We start from the raw sequence: 20,528 nt of genomic DNA, 5'->3' as shown, positions 1-20,528 counted from the left end.
CAAGGGCTCTGGGTGGCTGGCCCCTTGTTGCACCAAGCCGCGACAGGATTTTCAAGTCCTGCCCATTGACGCCGCAGTTGGCTCGGGTTTAGCTTCCTCGAAAATTGATTGAAACCTTTCACGCCGGGTGTCCGGTGGGTGACTCCCGATGACGCCCGACGCCCGACGCCCGACGCCTGAGCCCCCGAGCCCCCATGCCAGAAGCCGCATGCCCTTCGTGACCGATCGGTGCTACCTATGAGAGAGCCCCCCGTCCTTGCCGTGCAGGGCCTCAGCAAGTCCTTCGGGGCCGTGCGCGCCCTCCACGACGTCTCCCTGGAGCTGTACGCCGGTGAGGCGCACGCCCTCGCGGGCGAGAACGGCGCAGGGAAATCCACCCTCATCAAGACCCTCGCCGGAGTCCACCGGCCGGACGCGGGAGAGCTGACGCTCGACGGGTCCCCGGTGGTCTTCCACGGCCCGGGGGACGCCAGGGACGCGGGCGTCGCCGTCATCTACCAGGAGCCGACGCTCTTCCCCGACCTCTCCGTCGCCGAGAACATCTTCATGGGGCGCCAGCCCCGCCGCTCGCTCGGCCGCGTCGACCACAAGGCCGTGCACAGCGCGGCCGACGCGCTCTTCAAGCGCCTGGCCGTGGACCTCGACCCCGAACAGCCCGCGCGCGGCCTGTCCATCGCCGACCAGCAGATCGTCGAGATCGCCAAGGCGCTCTCCTTCGACGCCCGGGTCCTGATCATGGATGAGCCGACCGCCGCGCTCACCGGCAGCGAAGTGGCCCGTCTCTTCGGCGTCGTCCGCACCCTGCGCGAACAGGGCGCCGCGGTCCTTTTCATCTCGCACCGCCTGGAGGAGATCTTCGAGCTGTGCCAGCGCGTCACCACGCTGCGCGACGGCGGCCTGATCGCGAGCGAGCCGCTCGAAGGCCTCACCGAGGACGATCTCGTGCGCCGCATGGTGGGCCGTGACCTCGACGAGCTCTACCCGAAGCAGGACACCCAGGTGGGCGAGGTCGCCCTCAGCGTCCGGCGGCTGACCCGCGAGGGCGTCTTCACCGATGTCTCGTTCGACGTGCGGCGCGGAGAGATCGTCGGGCTCGCGGGGCTCGTCGGCGCCGGACGCAGCGAGGTCGCACGGGCCGTCTTCGGCGTCGACCGGTGGGACGCCGGCACGGTCGAGGTGCAGGGGAAGGAGCTGATCAACGGAGCCCCCAGCACCGCCATGGCGGCCGGCCTCGCGCTCGTCCCCGAGGACCGGCGCGCCCAGGGCCTGGTGATGGACATGTCGATCGAGCGCAACATCGGCCTCACCGGGCTGCGTACGACGGTGCGCGCGGGCCTCATGGACCGCGGCGCCGAGCGCAGCCGCTCCCTCGACTGGGCGGTGCGCCTCCAGGTGAAGTACGCGCGCATCGCCGACGCCGTCGGCACCCTGTCCGGCGGCAACCAGCAAAAAGTCGTCCTCGCCAAGTGGCTCGCCACCCGGCCCCAGGTGCTGATCGTGGACGAACCGACCCGCGGCATCGACGTCGGCACCAAGGCCGAGGTGCACCGCCTGCTGTCCGGACTCGCCGCCGACGGGGTCGCCGTCCTGATGATCTCCTCCGACCTGCCCGAGATCCTCGGCATGGCCGACCGGGTCCTCGTCATGCACGAAGGCAGGCTCACGGCCGAGATCCCGCGCGCGCGGGCGACCGAGGAGTCCGTGATGGCGGCCGCCACCGGGAGGACGGCATGAGCGTGACCACCCAGAGCCCGGCACCCGCCGTGGACCCCGAGAAGGCCGCGGGCACCCGCCTGGTGGACCGCGTCTTCAAGATGCGCGAACTCGCCATCCTCCTTGTCTTCCTGGTGATGATCGGCATCACTCAAGCAGGCAACAGCGAGTTCCTCTCCGAGCAGGGCATCAAGGACCTGCTCCTGAACGCGACCATCCTCGTCCTGGTCGCCACCGGCCAGGCCCTCGTCGTGATCACCCGCAACGTCGACCTGTCGGTCGGCTCGACACTCGGGATCAGCGCCTTCGCAGCGGGCAACTACCTCCAGGGCGGCGGCAACTCGACACTCGCGATCCTCTTGGCGGTCGCGCTCGGCGTCGGCTGCGGTCTGCTCAACGGCGCGCTCGTCAGCCTCGGTCAAGTCCCCGCGCTCGTCGTCACGCTCGGCACCCTCTACATCATCCGGGGCATCGACTCCATCTGGGTCGGCTCCCGGCAGATCACTGCGTCCGACCTGCCGGACGGCTTCGTCGACTTCGGCTCCGGCGGGATCTCGGCGGTGCCCTACCTGGGGCTGATCGCGCTCGCCGTCCTGGTCGTGGTCGCGTACTACCTGCGGCACTTCGGCGGCGGACGCGAGCTCTACGCCCTCGGCTCCAACCCTGAGGCCGCCCGGCTCGCCGGCATCCCGGTCCGCAAGCGCATCCTCGCCGCCTACACCGCGTGCGGGGCACTCGCCGGACTCGCGGGCGCGCTCTACCTGGCCCGCTTCGGCAACGTCGACTCCGCCACCGGCAACGGCTACGAACTCACCGTCGTCAGCGCCGTCGTGGTCGGCGGCGTCGTCTTCACCGGCGGCTCGGGCAGCGTCTACGGAGCGGCGCTCGGCGCCCTGCTCCTGACGTCCATCAACAGCGTGCTCCCCGCGCTCGGCGTCAGCTCCGTGTGGGTGCTCGCCATCAACGGCGTGCTGCTCGTCCTGGCCATCGCCGTCGACCGGATCGTCGCCCTGCGCGTCGCCAAGGCCCTGAAGAAGAGGAACGCCCGCCATGGCTGACTCCAACCGGCTCACCGTCATGCGCGCCGTCCGCTGGGACACCGTTGTCGGCGCTCTCCTTGTCGTGCTGCTCCTGATGTCCTTCTCCTTTGTCGACGGTTTCGGCAACGCGCTCAACCTGTCGTTCCTCATCGGCAACACGCTGCCCATCGCGCTGATCGCCCTGCCGATGACCCTTCTCGTCGTCTCCGGAGAGATCGATCTGTCGGTGGCCTCGACGGCGGGGCTCTCCGGAGCCGTGATGGGCGCGCTGTGGAACGCGGGTATGGCCATCGAGACGATCATTCCGCTGGTGCTCCTCATCGGAGTCCTCTGCGGCCTGGTCAACGGCCTCCTGGTAACCCGGCTCGGGCTGCCCTCGCTCGCCGTGACCATCGGCACCATGGCCGCCTACCGGGGCATCGCGCAGATCGTCCTCGGTTCCGACGCGGTGACCGACTTCCCCTCGCAGTACCTGGACTTCGCGGCCGGACGCATCGGCGACACCTTCCTGCCGTACGCGTTCCTGCCCTTCCTCGCGCTGCTCGCGATCGCCGTCCTCGTCCTGCACGCGACACCCTTCGGTCGCTCGCTCTTCGCCATCGGCGCCAACGAGGAGGCGGCGCGCTTCGCCGGGGTCCGCGTCAAGCGGCACAAGCTGTGGCTGTTCGTCGCCACCGGCCTCATGGCCTCGCTGACGGGCATCTTCTGGGCCCTGCACTACGCGAGTGCCCGCTACGACAACGCCACCGGCCTCGAACTGTCCGTCGTCGCCGCCGTCCTGCTCGGCGGCATCGACTTCGACGGCGGCAAGGGAACCCTCGGCGGGGCCATCGCCGGGGTCTTCCTGCTCGGCGCGCTGCAGAACGCGATGAGCCTGCTGAACGTCTCCGCCCAGTCGCAGATCGTCGTCACCGGAGTGCTGCTCGTGGTGTCCGTCCTCGGGCCGCGCGTGGCCCGCCAGATCGCCGTCGCCAGGGCGGGCCGCCGCGCCGCCGCCGCTCCCGCCCGCTGACCCCTCGTACCGTCCGCACGTCCGAAAGGGACCAACGATGCTCTCTCCCCGCCGATCTCCCCGCCGCTCCGTCCGCCGCTCCGCCCTCACCCGCGCCTGCGTGACCCTGGCAGCCGTCACCTCGCTCGCCCTCACCGCCACCGCCTGCGGAGGCACCACCAAGGAGTCCTCGAAGGACGACGACGCGGCCAAGGCCTCGAACGCCAAGGCCGACCCGAACGCACCGACCAAGAAGGGCCTCACGGTCGCCTTCCTGCCCAAGCAGGTCAACAACCCGTACTTCACCGTCGCCGACAAGGGCGGCGAGAAGGCGCTCAAGGAACTGGGCTCCTCGTACAAGGAGACCGGCCCCAACAGCGCCACCGACACCAGCGGGCAGGTCAGTTACGTCAACACGCTCACCCAGCAGCAGGTCGACGCGATGGCCGTCTCCGCGCAGGACCCCGGCGCCCTGTGCACCGCCCTCAAGCAGGCCATGAAGAACGACATCAAGGTCGTCACGTACGACTCCGACACCAACCCGGGGTGCCGTGACGTCTTCGTCTCGCAGTCCAGCGCCGAGGCGCTCGGCCGCACCCAGGTGGAGTTGCTCGGCAAACAGCTCGACTACAAGGGCGACATCGCGATCCTCTCCGCCGCCCAGACCGCGACGAACCAGAACACCTGGATCCGCTACATGAAGGACGAGCTGAAGAAGCCCAAGTACAAGAACATGAAGCTGGTCAAGACCGCCTACGGCAACGACGACGCCCAGCAGTCCTTCCAGCAGACCCAGGGTCTGCTTCAGGAGCACCCGAAGCTGGCCGGGATCATCTCGCCGACGACCGTCGGCATCAAGGCGGCCGCCCAGTACCTTTCGGGATCGAAATACAAGGGCAAGGTGAAGCTCACCGGCCTGGGCACGCCCAACGACATGCGCCAGTACGTGAAGAACGGCACCGTCGAGGGCTTCGAGCTGTGGGACCCGGCCAAGCTCGGCGCGCTCGCCGCGCACACCGCCGTGGCCCTGAAGTCCGGCCAGATCACCGGCAAGAAGGGCGAGAAGTTCGAGGCCGGAGACCTCGGCAGCTTCACCATCGGTGACAAGGGAGTCGTCGATCTCGGCGAACCGACCGTTTTCGACAAGAAGAACATCGACCAGTACAAATTCTGAGGGGATCGCACGCGGCGGTGCACAATGCACCGCACGCGCAACGGAACAAGGGGACGCATGGTCGGCATCAAAGACGTGGCGAAGCACGCCGGCGTGTCGGTGGGCACCGTGTCGAACGTGATCAACCGCCCGGACGTCGTCTCCGAAGAGACGCGCCACCGGGTGCAGTCCGTGATCGACCGGCTCGGCTATGTCCGCAGCGAGTCCGCGCGGCAGCTGCGGGCGGGCCAGAGCCGCATCATGGCCCTGCTCGTGCTCGACATGGGCAACCCCTTCTTCGTGGACGTCGCGCGCGGCGCCGAGCGGGCCGCGCGCGACGCGGGGCTGCGCGTCATGATGTGCAACAGCGGACAGAGCCCCTCCGAAGAGGCCGAATATCTGGCGCTCTTCGCCGAACAGCGGGTACGCGGTGTCCTGCTGACCCCGGCCGACGCGACGGGCCGCAACATCGAGGCCTTCCGCAGGCACGACATCCCCTTCGTCCTGGTCGACCGGGTCGCCGAGGGCGCCACCGAGTGCTCCGTCTCCGTGGACGACGTCCTGGGTGGGGCGCTCGCGGTACGCCATCTCCTCGACACGGGGCACCGCAGCATCGCGTACGTGAGCGGCCCGCCCGGACTCAACCAGGTCAAGGACCGCAGGCAAGGGGCGCTGCAAGCCCTCGCCGAGGCCGGTCTGCCCGCTTCGGCGCTGCGGGAACTGCCCACCGAGCGCCTGGACGTGGCCGCCGGGCGGGACGCGGGCGCCCGTGTTCTCGGCCTCGCCGAGCGGCCGACCGCCGTCTTCTGTGCCAACGACCTGCTCGCTCTGGGGGTGCTCCAGGCGATGTACGCGGCAGGGGTGAGCGTGCCGGAGGACATCGCCATCGTCGGTTACGACGACATCGAGTTCGCCGCCGCGGCCGTCGTCCCGCTCACCTCGGTCCGCCAGCCCGCCATCAAGATGGGCGCGATGGCCGCGGAACTCCTCCTGGAGGAGACCGAGGCGGACACCGACGCCGATGACCATGATCACCGGCGCGTGGTGCTCCAGCCGGAGCTCGTGGTGCGCCGATCCAGCCTGACGCCCCGCTGAGCGCCTCCGGGGCCCGCTGACCGCCCCTGGGGCGGGTGTGCTGGACTGGGGCGAACCGTCCCGTTCACGTACGTCGCCCAGGAGCCCTCTTGACCCCCGCCGCCAGCGCCACCGCCTCCTACCGTCAGCCCGGCGTCGTCCTCACCGACCACCGCTTCTCCGTGCCTCTCGACCACGACGACCCGGCGGGGGAGCGCATCGAGGTCTTCGCCCGCGAGGCCGTGGCGAGCGCGCACGGGGACCGCGGGGCTGACCTGCCGTGGCTGGTGTACCTCCAGGGCGGCCCGGGGTTCGGGGCCAACCGGTTCGTGGGCAAGGAGGCTTGGCTGGGCAGGGCCTTGCAGGACTACCGGGTGCTGCTCCTCGACCAGCGCGGCACCGGCAGCTCGACGCCGGCGACGCGCCAGACGCTCCCGCTGCGCGGCGGACCCCGCGACCAGGCCGACTACCTGACGCACTTCCGCGCCGACTCGATCGTCCGCGACTGCGAGCTGATCCGGCGCGAGCTGACCGGCGGCGCCCCCTGGACCGTCCTCGGCCAGAGCTTCGGCGGCTTCTGCGCGACCCACTACCTGTCGGCGGCCCCCGAAGGACTGCACACCGCCATCATCACCGGCGGCCTGCCCGCACTCGACGGCCACGCGGACGACGTCTACCGCGCCGCCTATCCGCGCATGGAGCGCAAGACCCGCGCCCACTACGCCCGCTACCCCCAGGACATCGAGCGCGCCCGCCGCATCGCCGCTCACCTCGCCGAGCACGAGCCGGTGCTCGACGGCGGCTACCGGCTCACCGTCGAGGCGTTCCAGTCCCTCGGCATGCTGCTCGGCACGGGCGACGGCAGCCACCGCCTCCACTACCTGCTCGAAGACGCCTTCGTGCGGACCCCGGCGGGCCACACGCTCTCCGACGCCTTCCGGGAAGCCGTGCAGACCGCCCTCTCGCACCGCGCGCACCCGCTCTTCGCCCTCCTGCACGAGACCATCTACGGCCAGGGCGAGCACCCCACCGACTGGTCGGCCGAGCGGATGCGCGGCGAGTTCCCGCAGTTCGACCCCGGCAAGGCGCTCGCCGGGGACGCGCCGCTCCTCTTCACCGGGGAAGCCGTCCAGCGCTGGCAGTTCGACTGTGACCCCGCCCTGCGGCCATTGCGCGAGACCGCCGAACTGCTCGCCGCACGCACCGGTTGGGCACCTCTGTACGACACGGTGCGCCTGGCCGCGAACGAGGTGCCGGCCGCCGCCGCGATCTACCACGACGACATGTACGTCGACACCGGCCACTCGCTGCGCACCGCCCGTTCCATCCGCGGCCTGCGGACCTGGGTCACCGACGAGTACGAGCACGACGGGCTCCGGGTGGGTTCGCCGCGCGTCCTGGACCGGCTCCTCGCCCTCGCCAGGGGCGAGGCCTGAGCCCTTAGCGGCCGGGTCCCGCGAAGCTAGGCTGCGGGCATGACAGAGCCGTTGAACGAGAACGACCAGCTCACTCCCATGCCCGAGGACTGGCAGCGGGCCCTCGCCGTCGTCGCCCATCCCGACGACCTGGAGTACGGATGCTCGGCCGCGATCGCCGGGTGGACGGACGGCGGCCGCGAGGTCGCCTACCTCCTGGCCAGCCGCGGCGAGGCGGGCATCGACACGCTCGACCCCGCCACGTGCGGACCGCTGCGCGAGCGCGAGCAGCGGGCGAGCGCGGCCGTCGTCGGCGTGTCGACCGTCGAGTTCCTCGACCACAAGGACGGCGTGATCGAGTACGGGATCGCGCTGCGCCGGGACATCGCCGCCGCGGTCCGCAGGCACCGGCCCGAGCTCGTGATCACGCTCAACCACCGCGACACGTGGGGCGGCGTCGCCTGGAACACCCCGGACCACGTCGCCGTCGGCCGTGCCACCCTGGACGCCGTGGCCGACGCGGGCAACCGCTGGATCTTCCCCGAGCTGATCGAGGAGGACGCGCTCGAACCCTGGAACGGCGTGCGCTGGGTGGCCGTCGCCGGTTCCTCCTCGCCCACGCACGCCGCCGACGCCACGGCAGGGCTCGAACGCTCCATGCGCTCGCTCCTCGAACACCGCACGTACATCGAGGGGTTGACCCAGGAGGACCCCGAGAAGTACTGCCGGGAGTTCCTGACCGGCAACGCACAGAGCGTGGCGCCGCGCTTCGGCGGGAAGCCCGCCGTGTCCTTCGAGGTCTTCAGCCGCTGAGCCACCGCCACTACGCTGACGGCACGTCAATTCCCTGACGTGCCGTCAGAGACGTAGGCAGGAGCTGGTGCTGGATGATCGACACCATCGGCACGGACATCCCGGAGGGTGAGGAGCGGCTGCGCCTCGACATCGAGGACGGCCTCGGCATCCTCACCCTCTGCCACCCGAAGAAGCTCAACGCGTGGAGCTGGGAGTCCACGCGCCAGTTGGGCATTTTCGCCGACCGGATCCGTTTCGACGACTCGATCAGGGCGGTGCTGCTGCGGGCGGAGGGACGGGCCTTCTGCGCGGGGATCGACATCACCGCGCACGTCGGCGGCGTCATCGAAGGCCGCTCGGGCTCCGAGCGCACGCGCAACTACTACGAGGCCCTGCGCTGGGTCCATGAGCGCTTCCGCACCTTCGCCGGCCTTCCGCAGCCGATCGTCGCCGCCGTGCAGGGGTACTGCCTCGGGTTCGGCTTCGAGCTCGCGCTGATGGCGGACGTACGGATCGCATCCGACGACGCGGTGTTCGCGCTTCCGGAGGCGCAGATCGGTGTCGCGGTGGACGCGGGCGGCGATCTGCGCATCGCGCGCGAGGCCGGTGCGGGCTGGGCCAAGCTGCTCTCGCTCACCGGGCGCCGCATCGACGCGGCCACGGCCGAACGGCTGCGGCTCGTCCAACTGGTCACGCCCGTGGACGAGATGACGAAAACGGCCCGCGAGATCGCCGCTGAGATCGCGGCGAACGGCCCGCTGGCCGTCCAGGGCATCAAGCGCGGCATCGACGCGTACGCGGACGCGGGGATGGACGCGGCTCTCGACCGGGTCGCGATGAACGCGGCGATCACGCTGACGTCCGAGGACTCGCGCGCCGGGTACGCGGCGAAGGGGGAGCGGCGGACAGCGCGGTTCGAGGGCAAGTAACCGCCACCGCTGCCGCGAAGGGAGCAGGGCTGCGAAGAGAGCAGGGCCGCGCAGGGCGCGGCCGGGGGCGCGGGGAGGCGAGGCGCCCCCATTCCGTCCCGCGTGTCCGCTGGGAGCTCGCTATCCCCCGAATCGACCCCGCCCCATCTGCTCCCGCACCGTCACCACCTCCGGGCTCACCAACCCCCGCCGCTGCCAGTTCGCGCCGTCGACCACCAGCGTGTGGCCGGTGATGAAGCGGGCGTAGGGCGAGGCCAGGAACGTCGCGGCCCAGCCCAGTTCGCGCGGGGCGCCGACGCGCAGGGCGGGCTGGCGGGAGTCCAACTCCCGCCTATGAGGCCCCGGTTCACGCTCCTCCGTGGTCGCGGCCCGGTCGAGGTTGCCGCGGATGTCGGCGGTCATGTCCTCGTGCGGCATCAGACCCGGCACCAGGCCGTTGACCTGGATCCCGTACGGGCCCCACTCCACCGCCAGGCTCTCGACGAGGCTCTTCACGCCCGCCTTGGCCGCCGCGCTGTGTGCGAAGCCGGGGCCGCCCGTCCACGCGTACGACGCCCCGATGTTGATGACCGAGCCGGGCGTGCCCGCCGCGAGGTGACGGCGGGCGAACTCCCGCGTCATGAAGAACGTCCCGTTCAGCGTGATGTCCACGACCGAACGCCAGGCGTTCGGGGACATGTCCTCCGCGGGCACGGGGAAATTCGCCGCCGCGTTGTTGACCAGGACACCCGGCAGGCCGTACGCGTCCTGAGCCGCGTCGAAGACCTCGGCGACGCGGTCCGGGTCACGGATGTCGCACGGGGTGGCCGCCACCCGCCCGCCAAGGCCCGCGAGCTCGTCCCGCGCGGCCTTCAGCCGCTCCTCCTTGCGGCCGGCGATCACCAAGTCCGCCCCGAGTCGCGCGAACTCCGTGGCGATCGCCTTGCCGAGCCCGCTGCCGCCGCCGGTCACGAGGACGACCGTTCCGTCGTACGTCCCCTCGGGAAGGGCGCTCGCGCCCGGCGGGGCAGGGGCAGGGAGCCCCGGCAGGACCCCTTCGTTCGCGTCGTCCGTCATGGCGGCATCGATACCGCGTATCGCTTCAAAGCTCCATGGCCGCAGGGACGTCATGTCGGCACGCAAACTGCATCGGCCATGCCGGATTGACAATCAAGTTTGCCGATACTGCAATAGAGAGATGACCGCGACAGAGAATGATGACGACAGCGCGAATCTCGACGGCGTTCTCGCCGAAGTAGGGCCCCGCCTGCGCAGAATCCGCAAGGAGCGCGGCGCGACGCTGGCGGGTCTCGCCGACGCCACCGGGATTTCCGTGAGCACCCTCTCGCGCCTGGAGTCCGGCGGGCGCAAGCCCAGCCTCGAACTCCTGCTCCCCATCGCCCGTGCCCACCAGGTCCCCCTGGACGAGCTGGTCGGTGCCCCGCCCGTCGGCGACCCGCGGGTGCGGGCCAAGCCGATCGTCCGGCACGGCCGCACGATGGTGCCGCTGACTCGCCAACCCGGCGGTCTCCAGGCGTACAAGGTGTTCGAGCCCCAGCGTTCCTCGGAGCCCGATCTCAAGACCCATGAGGGGTATGAGTGGCTGTATGTGCTGTCCGGTCGGCTGCGGCTCGTGCTGGCCGACCATGACGTGATCCTCACGGCGGGCGAGGCCGCCGAGTTCGACACGCGGCTTCCGCACTGGTTCGGGTCCACGGGGGAGGGGCCCGCGGAATTCCTCAGCCTGTTCGGACCGCAGGGCGAGCGGATGCACGTACGGGCGCGGCCCGGCCGGCAGAAGCGCGAAACGGACTGACGAGACGGTTCCCCTGCCTGCAAGCGACCGCTTAGTATGCGACGGAGCCCGGTCTACGAAAGCCCCGTGGAGGCCCCGCATGCAGGCATGGCAAGTGCACCAGAACGGCGAGCCGAGCGCGGTGATGCGCCTCGAGGACGTGGACCGGCCGGTGCCCGGCGAAGGACAGCTGCTCCTCAAGGTCCGCGCCGCCAACATCAACTTCCCCGACGCCCTGCTCTGCCGCGGGCAGTACCAGGTCACGCCCCCGCTGCCGTTCACACCCGGCGTGGAGATCTGCGGCGAGACCGAGGACGGGCGGCGCGTGATCGCCAACCCCGCCCTCCCGTACGGCGGCTTCGCCGAGTACGCGCTCGCCGACGCGGCGGCCGTGCTGCCCGCGCCCGACGCCCTGGACGACGCCGAGGCCGCCGCGCTGCACATCGGCTACCAGACGGGCTGGTTCGGCCTCCACCGCCGCGCCCACCTCCAGGCGGGCGAGACCCTCCTGGTGCACGCGGCCGCCGGTGGTGTCGGCAGCGCCGCCGTCCAGCTCGGCAAGGCCGCGGGCGCCAAGGTCATCGGCGTCGTCGGGGGCGCGGCGAAGGCCGAGGTCGCGCGGGAGCTCGGCTGCGATGTCGTCATCGACCGGCGTACGGACAACGTCATCGGCGCCGTCAAGGAAGCCACCGGCGGCCGTGGCGCCGATGTCGTCTACGACCCCGTGGGCGGCGACGCGTACACCCAGTCCACGAAGTGCGTCGCCTTCGAGGGGCGGATCATCGTCGTCGGCTTCGCGAGCGGTGTCATCCCGACGCCCGCGCTCAACCACGCCCTGGTGAAGAACTACGCGGTCCTCGGACTGCACTGGGGTCTCTACAACGCCAAGGACCCGCAGGCAATCCTCCGCTGCCATGAGGAGCTCACTCAGCTCGCGGCCAAGGGTGCCATCAAGCCGCTGATCAGCGAGCGCGTGCCGCTGAGTGACGCGGCCGCCGCCGTCCAGCGCGTCGCGGACGGCGTCACCACGGGTCGGGTGGCCGTGGTCCCCGAGGGAGGCGCCGCATGACGGATGCCACCGAACTGCGCAGCCGCACCCAGGAGTTCCTCGCCGCGCGCCCACCGGCGACGACGGAACGTGCGGCCTTCCTCAAGGCCCGCTTCGACGCAGGACTCGCCTGGGTGCACTACCCGGAGGGCCTCGGCGGGCTTGGAGCGCCGCGTTCTCTGCAGGTCGTCGTGGACGCCGAGTTGGAGGCCGCCGGAGCGCCCGACAACGACCCGCGCCGCATCGGCATCGGCCTCGGCATGGCCGCGCCGACCATCCTGCGCTTCGGCACCGACGAGCAGAAGCGCAGCTTCCTGCGGCCGCTGTGGGTCGGCGACGAGGTGTGGTGCCAGCTCTTCAGCGAGCCGGGCGCAGGGTCCGACCTCGCAGCTCTGGGGACCCGTGCCGTCCGTGACGGCGACACCTGGGTCGTCAACGGGCAGAAGGTGTGGACGTCCGGCGCGCACGCCGCCCGCTGGGCCATCCTCATCGCCCGCACCGACCCCGAGGTGCCCAAGCACCGCGGCATCACCTACTTCGTCTGCGACATGACCGACCCGGGCGTCGAGGTGCGGCCGCTGCGGCAGATCACCGGCGAGGCGGAGTTCAACGAGGTCTTCCTCACCGACGTACGCATCCCGGACGCGCACCGCCTTGGTGAGATCGGCGACGGCTGGAAGGTCGCGCAGACCACCCTCATGAACGAGCGCGTGTCCATCGGCGGCAGCCGGATCCCGCGGGAGGGCGGCATGATCGGCCCGGTCGTCGAGGCCTGGCGCGACCGTCCCGAGCTGCGCACGCACGACCTGCACCAGCGGCTCCTCAAGCTGTGGGTGGAGGCCGAGGTCGCCCGGGTCACCGGAGAGCGCCTGCGGCAGCAGCTCGTCGCGGGGCAGCCCGGCCCGGAGGGCTCGGGCATGAAGCTCGGGTTCGCCCGTCTGAACCAGGAGATCAGCGGCCTGGAGGTGGAACTCCTCGGCGAGGAAGGGCTGTTGTACGAGGACTGGACGATGCGGCGGCCCGCGAAGGTCGACTTCGTCGGCCGGGACGCGGGCTACCGCTATCTGCGGGCCAAGGGCAACAGCATCGAGGGCGGCACGAGCGAAGTGCTGCTCAACATCGTCGCCGAGCGCGTGCTCGGACTGCCCTCCGAGCCGCGCACCGACAAGGACGTCGCCTGGAAGGACCTCGCCCGATGAGTACGCAGCCCTCACAGATCTCGCAGCCCGCCCAGCGCGACCTGCTGTACTCCGAAGAGGAGGAGGCGCTGCGCTCGGTGGTGCGCGGCCTGCTGGCCGACCACTGCGACGCCACCGCCGTGCTCGCCCGCACCGAGACCGCCGAGCCGCACGACCGCGAGCTGTGGAAGGCGCTCACGGACGGCATGGGGCTCGCGGGCCTGCTCGTGCCCGAGGACCTCGGCGGTCAGGGCGCCACGCACCGCGAAGCCTCCGTGGTCCTGGAGGAGTTGGGCCGCGCGGTGGCGCCCGTGCCCTATCTGACCAGTGCCGTCATCGCGACCGAGACGCTGCTGGCCTGCGACGGTGACGCGGCGAGAGAACTCCTCGGCGCGCTCGCCTCGGGACGCACGGTCGGCGTGCTCGCCGTGCCCTTGACCACCGCTCCTGGCGGCGCCCTGCCCGACGTACGTGTGGAGGGCGGCGCCCTGCACGGGAGCGTCACCGGGGTCGCCGACGCCGTCGCCGCCGATGTGCTGCTCGTGCCGACGGGCGCGGGGCTGTACGCGGTGGACGCGGAAGACACCGGCGTGAGCGTCGCGCCGCAGACCTCGCTCGACCTGACGCGGCCGCTGGCCACCGTCACCTTCGAGGCGGCACGCGCGCGTGTGGTCGGCCCGGAGGCCGCGCCTGCTGTACGGCGAGGGCTCCGGGCAGGGGCCGGGCTCCTGGCGTCCGAGCAACTGGGCCTCGCGGACTGGTGCTTGACCGAAACGGTCCGCCACACGAAGGAGCGGCATCAGTTCAACCGGCCCGTCGGGTCCTTCCAGGCGCTCAAGCACCGCCTGGCCCAGCTCTGGCTGGAGGTGGTCAACCTCCGCGCCGCCGCCCGCAACGCGGCCGACACCCTCGCCGCCGGAGACGAGGACGCCGATGTCGCGGCGGCTCTCGCGCAGGCCTACGCCTCGCCGGCCACGGTGCACGTCGCCGAGGAAGCGCTCCAGCTGCACGGCGGCATCGGCATGACGTGGGAGCATCCCGTCCACCTCTACCTCAAGCGGGCCAAGGCCGACTCGATCGCGCTCGGCACGGTGGGGCGCCACCGGGAGGAGCTGGCCGCCCGCGCCCATCTGCCGGCTCCCTGACCCCTTCCGGCGGCCCGAACGCCGTGATCCACTGAGTATGGACCGCACGTTTTACCCACCCATTACATGAGGCATAATTGCGACCCACTCGCAATAACGTTTGATCTTCAGTAGGGGTGTGGAGCATGAGGGCCCGATCGATACGGGGTACGGGCGCGGTAGCGGCGGCCGCCTCACTGGCGGTCGCCGCATCGGCCTGTTCGGCGCCGGGCGACGGCAAGAACGCCGGTGGTGCCAAGGACTCCGCGGTCGTCGGCATCGCGTACGAGCCGGACACCCTGAGCCCGCTCCTCGGCTACGGCAAGGACGGCAACTCCAAGATCTTCGACGGTCTGCTCACGCACGACGTCGACATGAAGCTGAAGCCCGCCCTCGCGGCCGAGCTGCCCGAGGTCGGCGACGACGGCAAGAGCTACACCTTCAAGCTGCGCAAGGGCGTCAAGTTCAGCGACGGCAAGCCCTTCACGTCCAGAGACGTCGTCTTCACGTACGAGACGATCCTCGACAAGAAGACCAACAACGCCGCCAAGACCGAGCTCGACGCCGTCAAGAACGTCGAGGCGAAGGGCGACGACACCGTCGTCTTCCACCTCAAGTACCCCTACGCGCCGTTCGCCGAGCGCACCGTCCTGCCGATCGCGCCTCAGCACATAGCTGGCAAGCAGGACGTGAACACCGGTGAGTTCACCACCAAGCCGGTCGGCACGGGCCCGTACAAGCTCGTGAAGTGGTCCAAGGGCGAGAAGCTCACCTTCAAGGCCAACCCCGCCTACTGGGGCGGCGCGCCGAAGGTCAAGAACTTCACCATGGCGATCATCAAGGATGACGACATCCGCGCCACCCGGCTCGACGCCGGTGAGCTCGACGGCGCGATCCTGCCGCCCAACCTCGCCAAGAAGTACGAGAGCGACGGCAACAAGAAGTCGTACGCCGCCACGACCTTCGACTACCGCGTGGTGACCCTGCCCACCGGCAACAAGGTCGCCGGCGACACCGACATCCGGCGCGCCCTGGACACCGGCGTCGACCGCAAGGCCATGGTCGACTCGATCCTGGACGGGGCGGGCAAGGAGGCCTACGGGCCTGTCCCGACCGACAGCCCCTGGTTCACCAAGGGCACCGAGCGCAAGCACGACCTCGCCGCCGCCAAGAAGATCCTCGACCAGGCGGGCTGGAAGCCGGGCAAGGACGGCATCCGCGAGAAGGACGGCGTCCAGGCGACGTTCCCGCTCTGGTACCTCTCCGGTGACAAGCTCCGCCAGGACCACGCCCTCGCCTACGCCTCCGACGCCAAGAAGATCGGCATCAAGGTGGAGGTGCAGGCAGGCACGTGGGAGGTCATCGAGCCGCGCATGCCCAAGGACGCGGTCCTCGCGGGCGGCGGCTCCCCGGCCGACCCGGACTTCGACCAGTACACCCTCCTGAAGTCCTCGCTCGCGGGTGACGGCTTCAACAACATGGCCCACTACGACAACCCCAAGGTCGACAAGGCCCTCGACGAGGCCCGCGAGAGCGGCGACCACGCCAAGCGGCAGGCCGCGTACGACACCGTCCAGCGTGAGCTGGTGAAGAACCCGGGCTACACCTTCCTCACCCACATCGACCACCTCTACGTCGTCGACAAGCGCTTCGGCGACCTGACCACCCAGATCGAGCCGCACGACCACGGTCTGGCGTCCGGCCCGTGGTGGAACGTCGAGGACTGGCAGCCGAAGCAGTGATGTCCGCGCTCCAGAAGCTCCCCTGGGGGCCGATGGCGCGCATGACGGGACGGCGGGCCCTGTTCGCCGTCCCGGTCCTGCTCGCCGTGACCTTCGGCGTCTTCGCCATCGCCGCCGCGTCCCCCTTCGACCCCGTCAAGGCGTACGCGGGCACGGCCGGGCTCACCGCGTCGCAGGAGAACCTCGACCAGCTGCGCCGCAACCTCGGCGTCGACCAGCCGCTCACGCAGCGCTGGTGGGACTGGCTGACGTCGGCCGTGCACGGCGACCTGGGCGACTCCAGCACCCTGCGCCAGCCCGTCTCCGACGTCATCGGTGAACGCATCGGCTGGTCCGTGCTGCTCGCCGCCACCGCGTTCCTGCTCGCGATCCTCGTCGGAACCCTGCTCGGTGTCCTCGCCGCGCGCCGCCCCGGCGGCTGGCTCGACCGTGCCGTGACCTCGCTCGCGTACACGCTCGAAGCCGCCCCGCCGTTCTGGATCGGCCTGCTCGCCGTCTGGCTGTTCGCCCTGAAGCTGGGGGTGCTGCCATCGGGTGGGCTCACGGACACCGCCAGCTCGGCCGTGACCGCCGGGCAGGTCGCCAGCCACCTCGTGCTGCCCGCCGCCGTCCTGGCGATCTCGCAGCTGCCGTGGTTCGTCCTCTACGTACGCCAAGGGGTCGGCGACGCGCTCGGCGACGACCCCGTCCGGGGTGCACGCGCGCGTGGCCTCGCAGAACGGACCGTCCTGCTCGGGCACGCCCTGCGCTCGGGCATGCTGCCGGTGCTCACGCTGATCGGCTCCCGCGTGCCCGAACTGATCACCGGGGCGCTCCTGGTGGAGACCGTCTTCAGCTGGCCCGGCATCGCCGCGGCCACCGTGTCGGCGGCGACCGCCGTGGACTTCCCGCTGCTCGCCGCCCTCACCGTCCTCGCCACGGCCGCGGTGCTCCTCGGCAACCTCCTGGCCGACCTGCTGTACGGCCTCGCCGACCCGAGGGTGGGATTCGATGGCTGAGACGACTACGTGGCGTGCCTCCCTCGGGAGTGCCTCCAAAAGCCGCTCCACGCGCGCGTGGCGGGTGCGTTCCTCGGCGGTGATCGTCGCGGCCATCGTGCTCGCCGTGCTTCTCGTACCGCCGCTCGTGAACCTCGACGAACAGGCCGTCGACCTGGCGTCCAAGCTGCAACCGCCCTCCCGGGAGCACCCCTTCGGCACCGACGACGTGGGACGCGACCTGCTCCTGCGCTGCGTGTACGGGCTGCGGGTCTCGCTCCTCGTGGGCGTGGTGGCGGCTGTCGTCGCGACCGTCATCGGCACCGCCGTGGGCGCGCTCGCCGCCGCGTCGGGCGGCTGGGTCGACCGGATCGTCATGCGGCTCGTGGACGTCTTCTCGTCCGTGCCGCACCTGCTGCTCGGCATCTTCATCGTGGCGATGTTCCGGCCGGGTGTCTGGCCGGTGGTCGTCTCGGTGGCGCTCACGCACTGGCTGTCCACGGCCCGCATCGTGCGCGCCGAGGTGCTCTCGCTGCGGTCACGTCCCTACGTCGACGCTGCCATCTCCGGCGGCGCGTCACGGATGCGCGTGATCGTGCGCCATCTGCTGCCCGGCGTGCTCCCGCAGGCCGGACTCGCCGCCGTCCTGATGGTGCCGCACGCCATCTGGCACGAGTCCGCGCTGTCCTTCCTCGGACTCGGTCTGCCCACCCACCAGGCGAGCCTCGGCACCCTCGTGCAGAGCGCGCGCGGCTCGCTCCTCGCCGGGGACTGGTGGCCGACGCTCTTCCCCGGCCTGTTCATCATCGTGCCCACCCTGGCGATCGCGGGCCTCGCGGGCGCCTGGCGGGAACGGATCAATCCCCGGCGCCGATCGGAGCTGATGCTGTGACCGCCGTGACCAAGACCGAGACCGCGATCGAGCCCGTCTCGTCCCCGGTGCTCTCCGTACGAGGACTCTCCGTACGGTTCCGCATGCGCGGCGACACCTTCGTCTCCGCCGTCACCGACGCCCACTTCGACCTCGCGGCGGGGGAGTGCCTGGCCCTCGTCGGCGAGAGCGGCTGCGGCAAGTCCGTGCTCGCCTCGGCGCTGCTCGGGCTGCTTCCGCAGAACGCTGAGACCGCCGGGTCCGCGCTCATCGGCGACGTCGACCTGCTGACCGCCGACGAGCGCACCCTGGCCCGCACGGTCCGCGGGCGGCGCGTCGGCCTCGTACCGCAGAGCCCGGCCGCGCACCTGACGCCGGTGCGCACGGTCCGCGCCCAGCTGGAGGAGACCCTGCGGGAGCTGGCGGACGTGCGCCGCCCGCAGCTGCGCAAGGCCGCCGAAGCCGCCGCCGAGCGCGCCGCGTTCCCCGCCGGGCACCTGGACCGCTACCCGCACGAACTCTCCGGGGGGCTCGCCCAGCGCGCCGCCACCGCGCTCGCGCTCATCGGCGACGCGCCGCTGCTGCTCGCCGACGAGCCGACGACGGGCCTGGACCGCGACCTCGTCGACCGCACGGTGGACGAGCTGCGCAAGCACGTCGGCGAGGACCGCGCGCTGCTCCTGATCACCCACGACCTGGCCGCCGCCGAGCGCATCGCGGACCGCGTCGCCGTGATGTACGCGAGCCGCATCGTCGAACTCGCCGACGCCGAGGACTTCTTCGGCACCCCCGGGCCCAGGCACCCCTACGCCCGCGGCCTCCTGAACGCCCTCCCCGAGCGGGAGTTCACACCGATCCCCGGCATGCCGCCCGAACTCTCCGCGCTGCCGCGAGGATGCGCGTTCGCCGCGCGCTGCGCCGGGGCGGACGAGACCTGCGAAACCGTGCCGCAGGCCGTGGCCGGGGTCGCCTGCCACCACCCCCATGCGGCGGCCGTGCTGGAGGCACCCCGTGCTTGAACTCCTGTCGATCACCGCCGGATACGACCGCCGCGCCCCCGTCATGCGCGGCGTGGACCTCACGCTCGCGCCCGGCGCCTCCGTCGGTCTCCTCGGCCCAAGCGGCTGCGGCAAGTCGACCTTGGCCCGGGTCGCCGCGCTGCTGCACAAGCCCGACGCGGGCCGCGTCGTCATCGACGGTGAGCCCGCCCGCGGCTGGCGGCACCGCGCCCCGCGCGCCCAGCGCACCGCCTTCGGCGTCGTCTTCCAGCAGCCCCGCCTCTCCGCCGATCCCCGCCTCACCCTCACGGACCTGATCGCCGAGCCGCTGCGCGCGGCCGGGCGCGGAAGCGAAGCCACCGCGCGGGTACGGGAGTTGGCGGCCACGGTCGGCCTCGGCGAGGACCTCCTCGGCCGCAGGCCGCACGAGGTCAGCGACGGTCAGTTGCAGCGTGCCTGCCTGGCCCGCGCCCTGGTGCTCCGCCCGCGCTGGCTGATCTGTGACGAGATGACGGCGATGCTCGACGCCTCGACGACGGCGGCACTCGTGCACGCCGTGGAGGCCTACCGGCGCGAGAGCGGCGCCGGACTGCTCGCGGTCGGCCACGACCGGGTGCTCCTCGAGCGGTGGTGCGAGCGGACCGTCCACTGGACCGAACTGGCGGGGGAGACCCCTCGGGAGACTCCACGGGGCGCGTGAGGCGTTCGCAATGAACGCGGGCCGTCGAGAGCGCCAACTCCCGTCGCCAAGGGGTTTCTTGACGCGAGCATGGCCTCATACTCACTGAGGCCCGCCCGTCGTCCTCGTCCTCCCCGGGAGTCTCCGTGGCACTCATCACCCGTCGTAGAGCCCTCACCATCGGCGCCGCACTCGCCGGCACCGCCGCCGTTCCCGCGTACGCCCAGGCCACCGAGCGAGGGCATCACCCACGCCCCCTCATCCGCGCCCACGCGCACAACGATTACGAGCACCCCCGGCCGCTGCTCGACGCGCTCGAGCACCGCTTCGGCAGCGTCGAGGCCGACATCTACCTCGTCGACGGACAGCTCCTGGTCGCGCACGACCCGATCGACCTCGACCCCGCCCGCACCCTCGAGTCGCTCTATCTGGGCCCCCTGGCGGCCCGCGTCCGCGCCCACCACGGCTCCGTGTACCGCGGCTACCACCGCACCCCCTTCCAGCTCCTGATCGACATCAAGACCGAGGGCGCGGCGACGTACCTGGAACTCGACCGGCAGCTGCGCCGCTACCGGCACCTGTTCACCACGTACTCCCACGGCAAGGTGCGCCGCGGCCCCGTGACCGCAGTGATATCCGGCGACCGGGCCGCCCGCGCCCCCATGGAGGCCCAGCGCGTGCGCCGCGCCTTCTACGACGGCCGCCTCGCCGACCTGGGCAGCGCGGCGCCCGCCTCGCTCATCCCGCTGATCAGCGACAACTGGACGCTCAACTTCAGCTGGCAAGGCGTGGGCGCGATTCCCGCCGCCGAGCGTGCCAAGCTGCGCGGCATCGTCTCGACCGCGCACAAGCGTGGTCAGCGCGTCCGCTTCTGGGCGACGCCCGACCTCGCCGGTCCGGCGCGCGACGCGGTGTGGGGCGAGCTCCTCGCCGCGGGTGTCGACCACTTGAACACGGACGACCTGGCGGGGCTCGAGGCCTTCCTGGACGCCCACGGGCAGTAGGCCCCGGCCCGGCCGAAGCAACG

The 20,528-nt window shown here is 71.3% G+C and carries 19 protein-coding genes; 18 read left to right on the top strand and 1 reads right to left on the bottom strand.

All coding sequences use genetic code 11. From position 1 onward, the window contains the following. Positions 1 to 237: 237 nt before the first annotated feature. The 8 genes from ACZ5U5_RS03150 (at position 238) to ACZ5U5_RS03115 (ending at position 9,110) form a co-directional block, all read left to right on the top strand. Positions 238 to 1,734: a sugar ABC transporter ATP-binding protein gene (locus ACZ5U5_RS03150; RefSeq protein ID WP_469015510.1), complete on the top strand. Its 1,497-nt coding sequence runs from the start codon at positions 238 to 240 to the stop codon at positions 1,732 to 1,734. Next, positions 1,731 to 2,771, top strand: coding sequence for an ABC transporter permease (locus ACZ5U5_RS03145; protein WP_469015507.1), 1,041 nt, complete (start codon positions 1,731 to 1,733; stop codon positions 2,769 to 2,771). Before ACZ5U5_RS03150 ends, ACZ5U5_RS03145 begins: the two co-directional genes overlap by 4 nt. Further along, positions 2,764 to 3,765 carry an ABC transporter permease gene (locus tag ACZ5U5_RS03140; protein ID WP_469015504.1) on the top strand — a complete coding sequence of 334 codons (1,002 nt, stop codon included), beginning with the start codon at positions 2,764 to 2,766 and terminating at the stop codon, positions 3,763 to 3,765. The genes ACZ5U5_RS03145 and ACZ5U5_RS03140 overlap by 8 nt, the downstream gene beginning before the upstream one ends. Positions 3,766 to 3,802: 37 nt before the next feature. Next, positions 3,803 to 4,918 (top strand): rhamnose ABC transporter substrate-binding protein, encoded by a 1,116-nt coding sequence (gene rhaS / locus ACZ5U5_RS03135; protein WP_469015502.1) that lies wholly within the window; start codon positions 3,803 to 3,805, stop codon positions 4,916 to 4,918. A gap of 57 nt (positions 4,919 to 4,975) precedes the next feature. Further along, on the top strand, positions 4,976 to 5,992 hold the full coding sequence (locus ACZ5U5_RS03130) for a LacI family DNA-binding transcriptional regulator (protein ID WP_469015499.1): 1,017 nt from the start codon (positions 4,976 to 4,978) through the stop codon (positions 5,990 to 5,992). Between the two features lie 89 nt (positions 5,993 to 6,081). Further along, positions 6,082 to 7,407, top strand: a complete 1,326-nt coding sequence (locus ACZ5U5_RS03125) for an alpha/beta fold hydrolase (RefSeq protein WP_469015497.1) — start codon at positions 6,082 to 6,084, stop codon at positions 7,405 to 7,407. Positions 7,408 to 7,446: 39 nt separating this feature from the next. After that, a complete protein-coding gene (locus tag ACZ5U5_RS03120) occupies positions 7,447 to 8,199 on the top strand; it encodes a PIG-L deacetylase family protein (RefSeq protein ID WP_469015495.1) in 753 nt (250 codons plus the stop codon). Between the two features lie 74 nt (positions 8,200 to 8,273). Then, positions 8,274 to 9,110, top strand: a complete 837-nt coding sequence (locus ACZ5U5_RS03115) for an enoyl-CoA hydratase/isomerase family protein (RefSeq protein ID WP_469015492.1) — start codon at positions 8,274 to 8,276, stop codon at positions 9,108 to 9,110. A gap of 120 nt (positions 9,111 to 9,230) precedes the next feature. On the opposite strand, the gene ACZ5U5_RS03110 is transcribed toward ACZ5U5_RS03115, so the two are convergent. Continuing rightward, positions 9,231 to 10,166: an SDR family oxidoreductase gene (locus ACZ5U5_RS03110; protein WP_469015490.1), complete on the bottom strand. Its 936-nt coding sequence runs from the start codon at positions 10,164 to 10,166 to the stop codon at positions 9,231 to 9,233. Between the two features lie 121 nt (positions 10,167 to 10,287). On the opposite strand from ACZ5U5_RS03110, the gene ACZ5U5_RS03105 reads away from it, so the two are divergent. The 10 genes from ACZ5U5_RS03105 to ACZ5U5_RS03060 all read left to right on the top strand — a co-directional run bounded on the left by ACZ5U5_RS03105 (position 10,288) and on the right by ACZ5U5_RS03060 (position 20,505). After that, positions 10,288 to 10,905, top strand: a complete 618-nt coding sequence (locus ACZ5U5_RS03105; protein WP_469015487.1) for a helix-turn-helix domain-containing protein — start codon at positions 10,288 to 10,290, stop codon at positions 10,903 to 10,905. 79 nt (positions 10,906 to 10,984) lie between these two features. After that, the gene (locus ACZ5U5_RS03100; RefSeq protein ID WP_469015484.1) at positions 10,985 to 11,953 is read left to right on the top strand and encodes an NADPH:quinone oxidoreductase family protein; all 969 of its coding nucleotides are present in this window, start codon (positions 10,985 to 10,987) and stop codon (positions 11,951 to 11,953) included. Beyond that, entirely contained in the window at positions 11,950 to 13,131 is a 1,182-nt protein-coding gene (locus ACZ5U5_RS03095) for an acyl-CoA dehydrogenase family protein (protein WP_469015481.1), read from the top strand. Before ACZ5U5_RS03100 ends, ACZ5U5_RS03095 begins: the two co-directional genes overlap by 4 nt. Further along, complete coding sequence (locus ACZ5U5_RS03090) at positions 13,128 to 14,255, top strand: acyl-CoA dehydrogenase family protein (RefSeq protein ID WP_469015478.1); 1,128 nt, start codon at positions 13,128 to 13,130, stop codon at positions 14,253 to 14,255. The genes ACZ5U5_RS03095 and ACZ5U5_RS03090 overlap by 4 nt, the downstream gene beginning before the upstream one ends. Positions 14,256 to 14,380: 125 nt before the next feature. Beyond that, a complete protein-coding gene (locus ACZ5U5_RS03085) occupies positions 14,381 to 15,976 on the top strand; it encodes an ABC transporter substrate-binding protein (protein WP_469015476.1) in 1,596 nt (531 codons plus the stop codon). Between the two features lie 32 nt (positions 15,977 to 16,008). After that, the gene (locus ACZ5U5_RS03080; RefSeq protein WP_469016896.1) at positions 16,009 to 16,974 is read left to right on the top strand and encodes an ABC transporter permease; all 966 of its coding nucleotides are present in this window, start codon (positions 16,009 to 16,011) and stop codon (positions 16,972 to 16,974) included. Continuing rightward, on the top strand, positions 16,967 to 17,845 hold the full coding sequence (locus tag ACZ5U5_RS03075) for an ABC transporter permease (RefSeq protein ID WP_469015474.1): 879 nt from the start codon (positions 16,967 to 16,969) through the stop codon (positions 17,843 to 17,845). The genes ACZ5U5_RS03080 and ACZ5U5_RS03075 overlap by 8 nt, the downstream gene beginning before the upstream one ends. Before the next feature lie 83 nt (positions 17,846 to 17,928). Further along, entirely contained in the window at positions 17,929 to 18,843 is a 915-nt protein-coding gene (locus ACZ5U5_RS03070; protein ID WP_469016893.1) for an ABC transporter ATP-binding protein, read from the top strand. Then, on the top strand, positions 18,836 to 19,522 hold the full coding sequence (locus ACZ5U5_RS03065) for an ABC transporter ATP-binding protein (RefSeq protein WP_469015472.1): 687 nt from the start codon (positions 18,836 to 18,838) through the stop codon (positions 19,520 to 19,522). The genes ACZ5U5_RS03070 and ACZ5U5_RS03065 overlap by 8 nt, the downstream gene beginning before the upstream one ends. Before the next feature lie 125 nt (positions 19,523 to 19,647). Then, positions 19,648 to 20,505: a phosphatidylinositol-specific phospholipase C/glycerophosphodiester phosphodiesterase family protein gene (locus ACZ5U5_RS03060; protein ID WP_469015469.1), complete on the top strand. Its 858-nt coding sequence runs from the start codon at positions 19,648 to 19,650 to the stop codon at positions 20,503 to 20,505. Positions 20,506 to 20,528 lie beyond the last annotated feature (23 nt).

Source organism: Streptomyces sp. NPDC033177, from assembly GCF_055577715.1.
The sequence above is the reverse complement of the archived record's forward strand: the minus strand, read 5'-3'. Positions and strand labels throughout refer to the sequence as shown.

Bases quoted from the DNA above. Each gene is read 5' to 3' on its own strand.
- ACZ5U5_RS03150 (WP_469015510.1), top strand. From the start codon at position 238: ATGAGAGAGCCCCCCGTCCTTGCCGTGCAGGGCCTCAGCAAGTCCTTC.
- ACZ5U5_RS03145 (WP_469015507.1), top strand. From the start codon at position 1,731: ATGAGCGTGACCACCCAGAGCCCGGCACCCGCCGTGGACCCCGAGAAG.
- ACZ5U5_RS03140 (WP_469015504.1), top strand. From the start codon at position 2,764: ATGGCTGACTCCAACCGGCTCACCGTCATGCGCGCCGTCCGCTGGGAC.
- rhaS (WP_469015502.1), top strand. From the start codon at position 3,803: ATGCTCTCTCCCCGCCGATCTCCCCGCCGCTCCGTCCGCCGCTCCGCC.
- ACZ5U5_RS03130 (WP_469015499.1), top strand. From the start codon at position 4,976: ATGGTCGGCATCAAAGACGTGGCGAAGCACGCCGGCGTGTCGGTGGGC.
- ACZ5U5_RS03120 (WP_469015495.1), top strand. From the start codon at position 7,447: ATGACAGAGCCGTTGAACGAGAACGACCAGCTCACTCCCATGCCCGAG.
- ACZ5U5_RS03115 (WP_469015492.1), top strand. From the start codon at position 8,274: ATGATCGACACCATCGGCACGGACATCCCGGAGGGTGAGGAGCGGCTG.
- ACZ5U5_RS03110 (WP_469015490.1), bottom strand. From the start codon at position 10,166: ATGACGGACGACGCGAACGAAGGGGTCCTGCCGGGGCTCCCTGCCCCT.
- ACZ5U5_RS03105 (WP_469015487.1), top strand. From the start codon at position 10,288: ATGACCGCGACAGAGAATGATGACGACAGCGCGAATCTCGACGGCGTT.
- ACZ5U5_RS03100 (WP_469015484.1), top strand. From the start codon at position 10,985: ATGCAGGCATGGCAAGTGCACCAGAACGGCGAGCCGAGCGCGGTGATG.
- ACZ5U5_RS03095 (WP_469015481.1), top strand. From the start codon at position 11,950: ATGACGGATGCCACCGAACTGCGCAGCCGCACCCAGGAGTTCCTCGCC.
- ACZ5U5_RS03090 (WP_469015478.1), top strand. From the start codon at position 13,128: ATGAGTACGCAGCCCTCACAGATCTCGCAGCCCGCCCAGCGCGACCTG.
- ACZ5U5_RS03085 (WP_469015476.1), top strand. From the start codon at position 14,381: ATGAGGGCCCGATCGATACGGGGTACGGGCGCGGTAGCGGCGGCCGCC.
- ACZ5U5_RS03080 (WP_469016896.1), top strand. From the start codon at position 16,009: ATGGCGCGCATGACGGGACGGCGGGCCCTGTTCGCCGTCCCGGTCCTG.
- ACZ5U5_RS03075 (WP_469015474.1), top strand. From the start codon at position 16,967: ATGGCTGAGACGACTACGTGGCGTGCCTCCCTCGGGAGTGCCTCCAAA.
- ACZ5U5_RS03070 (WP_469016893.1), top strand. From the start codon at position 17,929: ATGCGCGGCGACACCTTCGTCTCCGCCGTCACCGACGCCCACTTCGAC.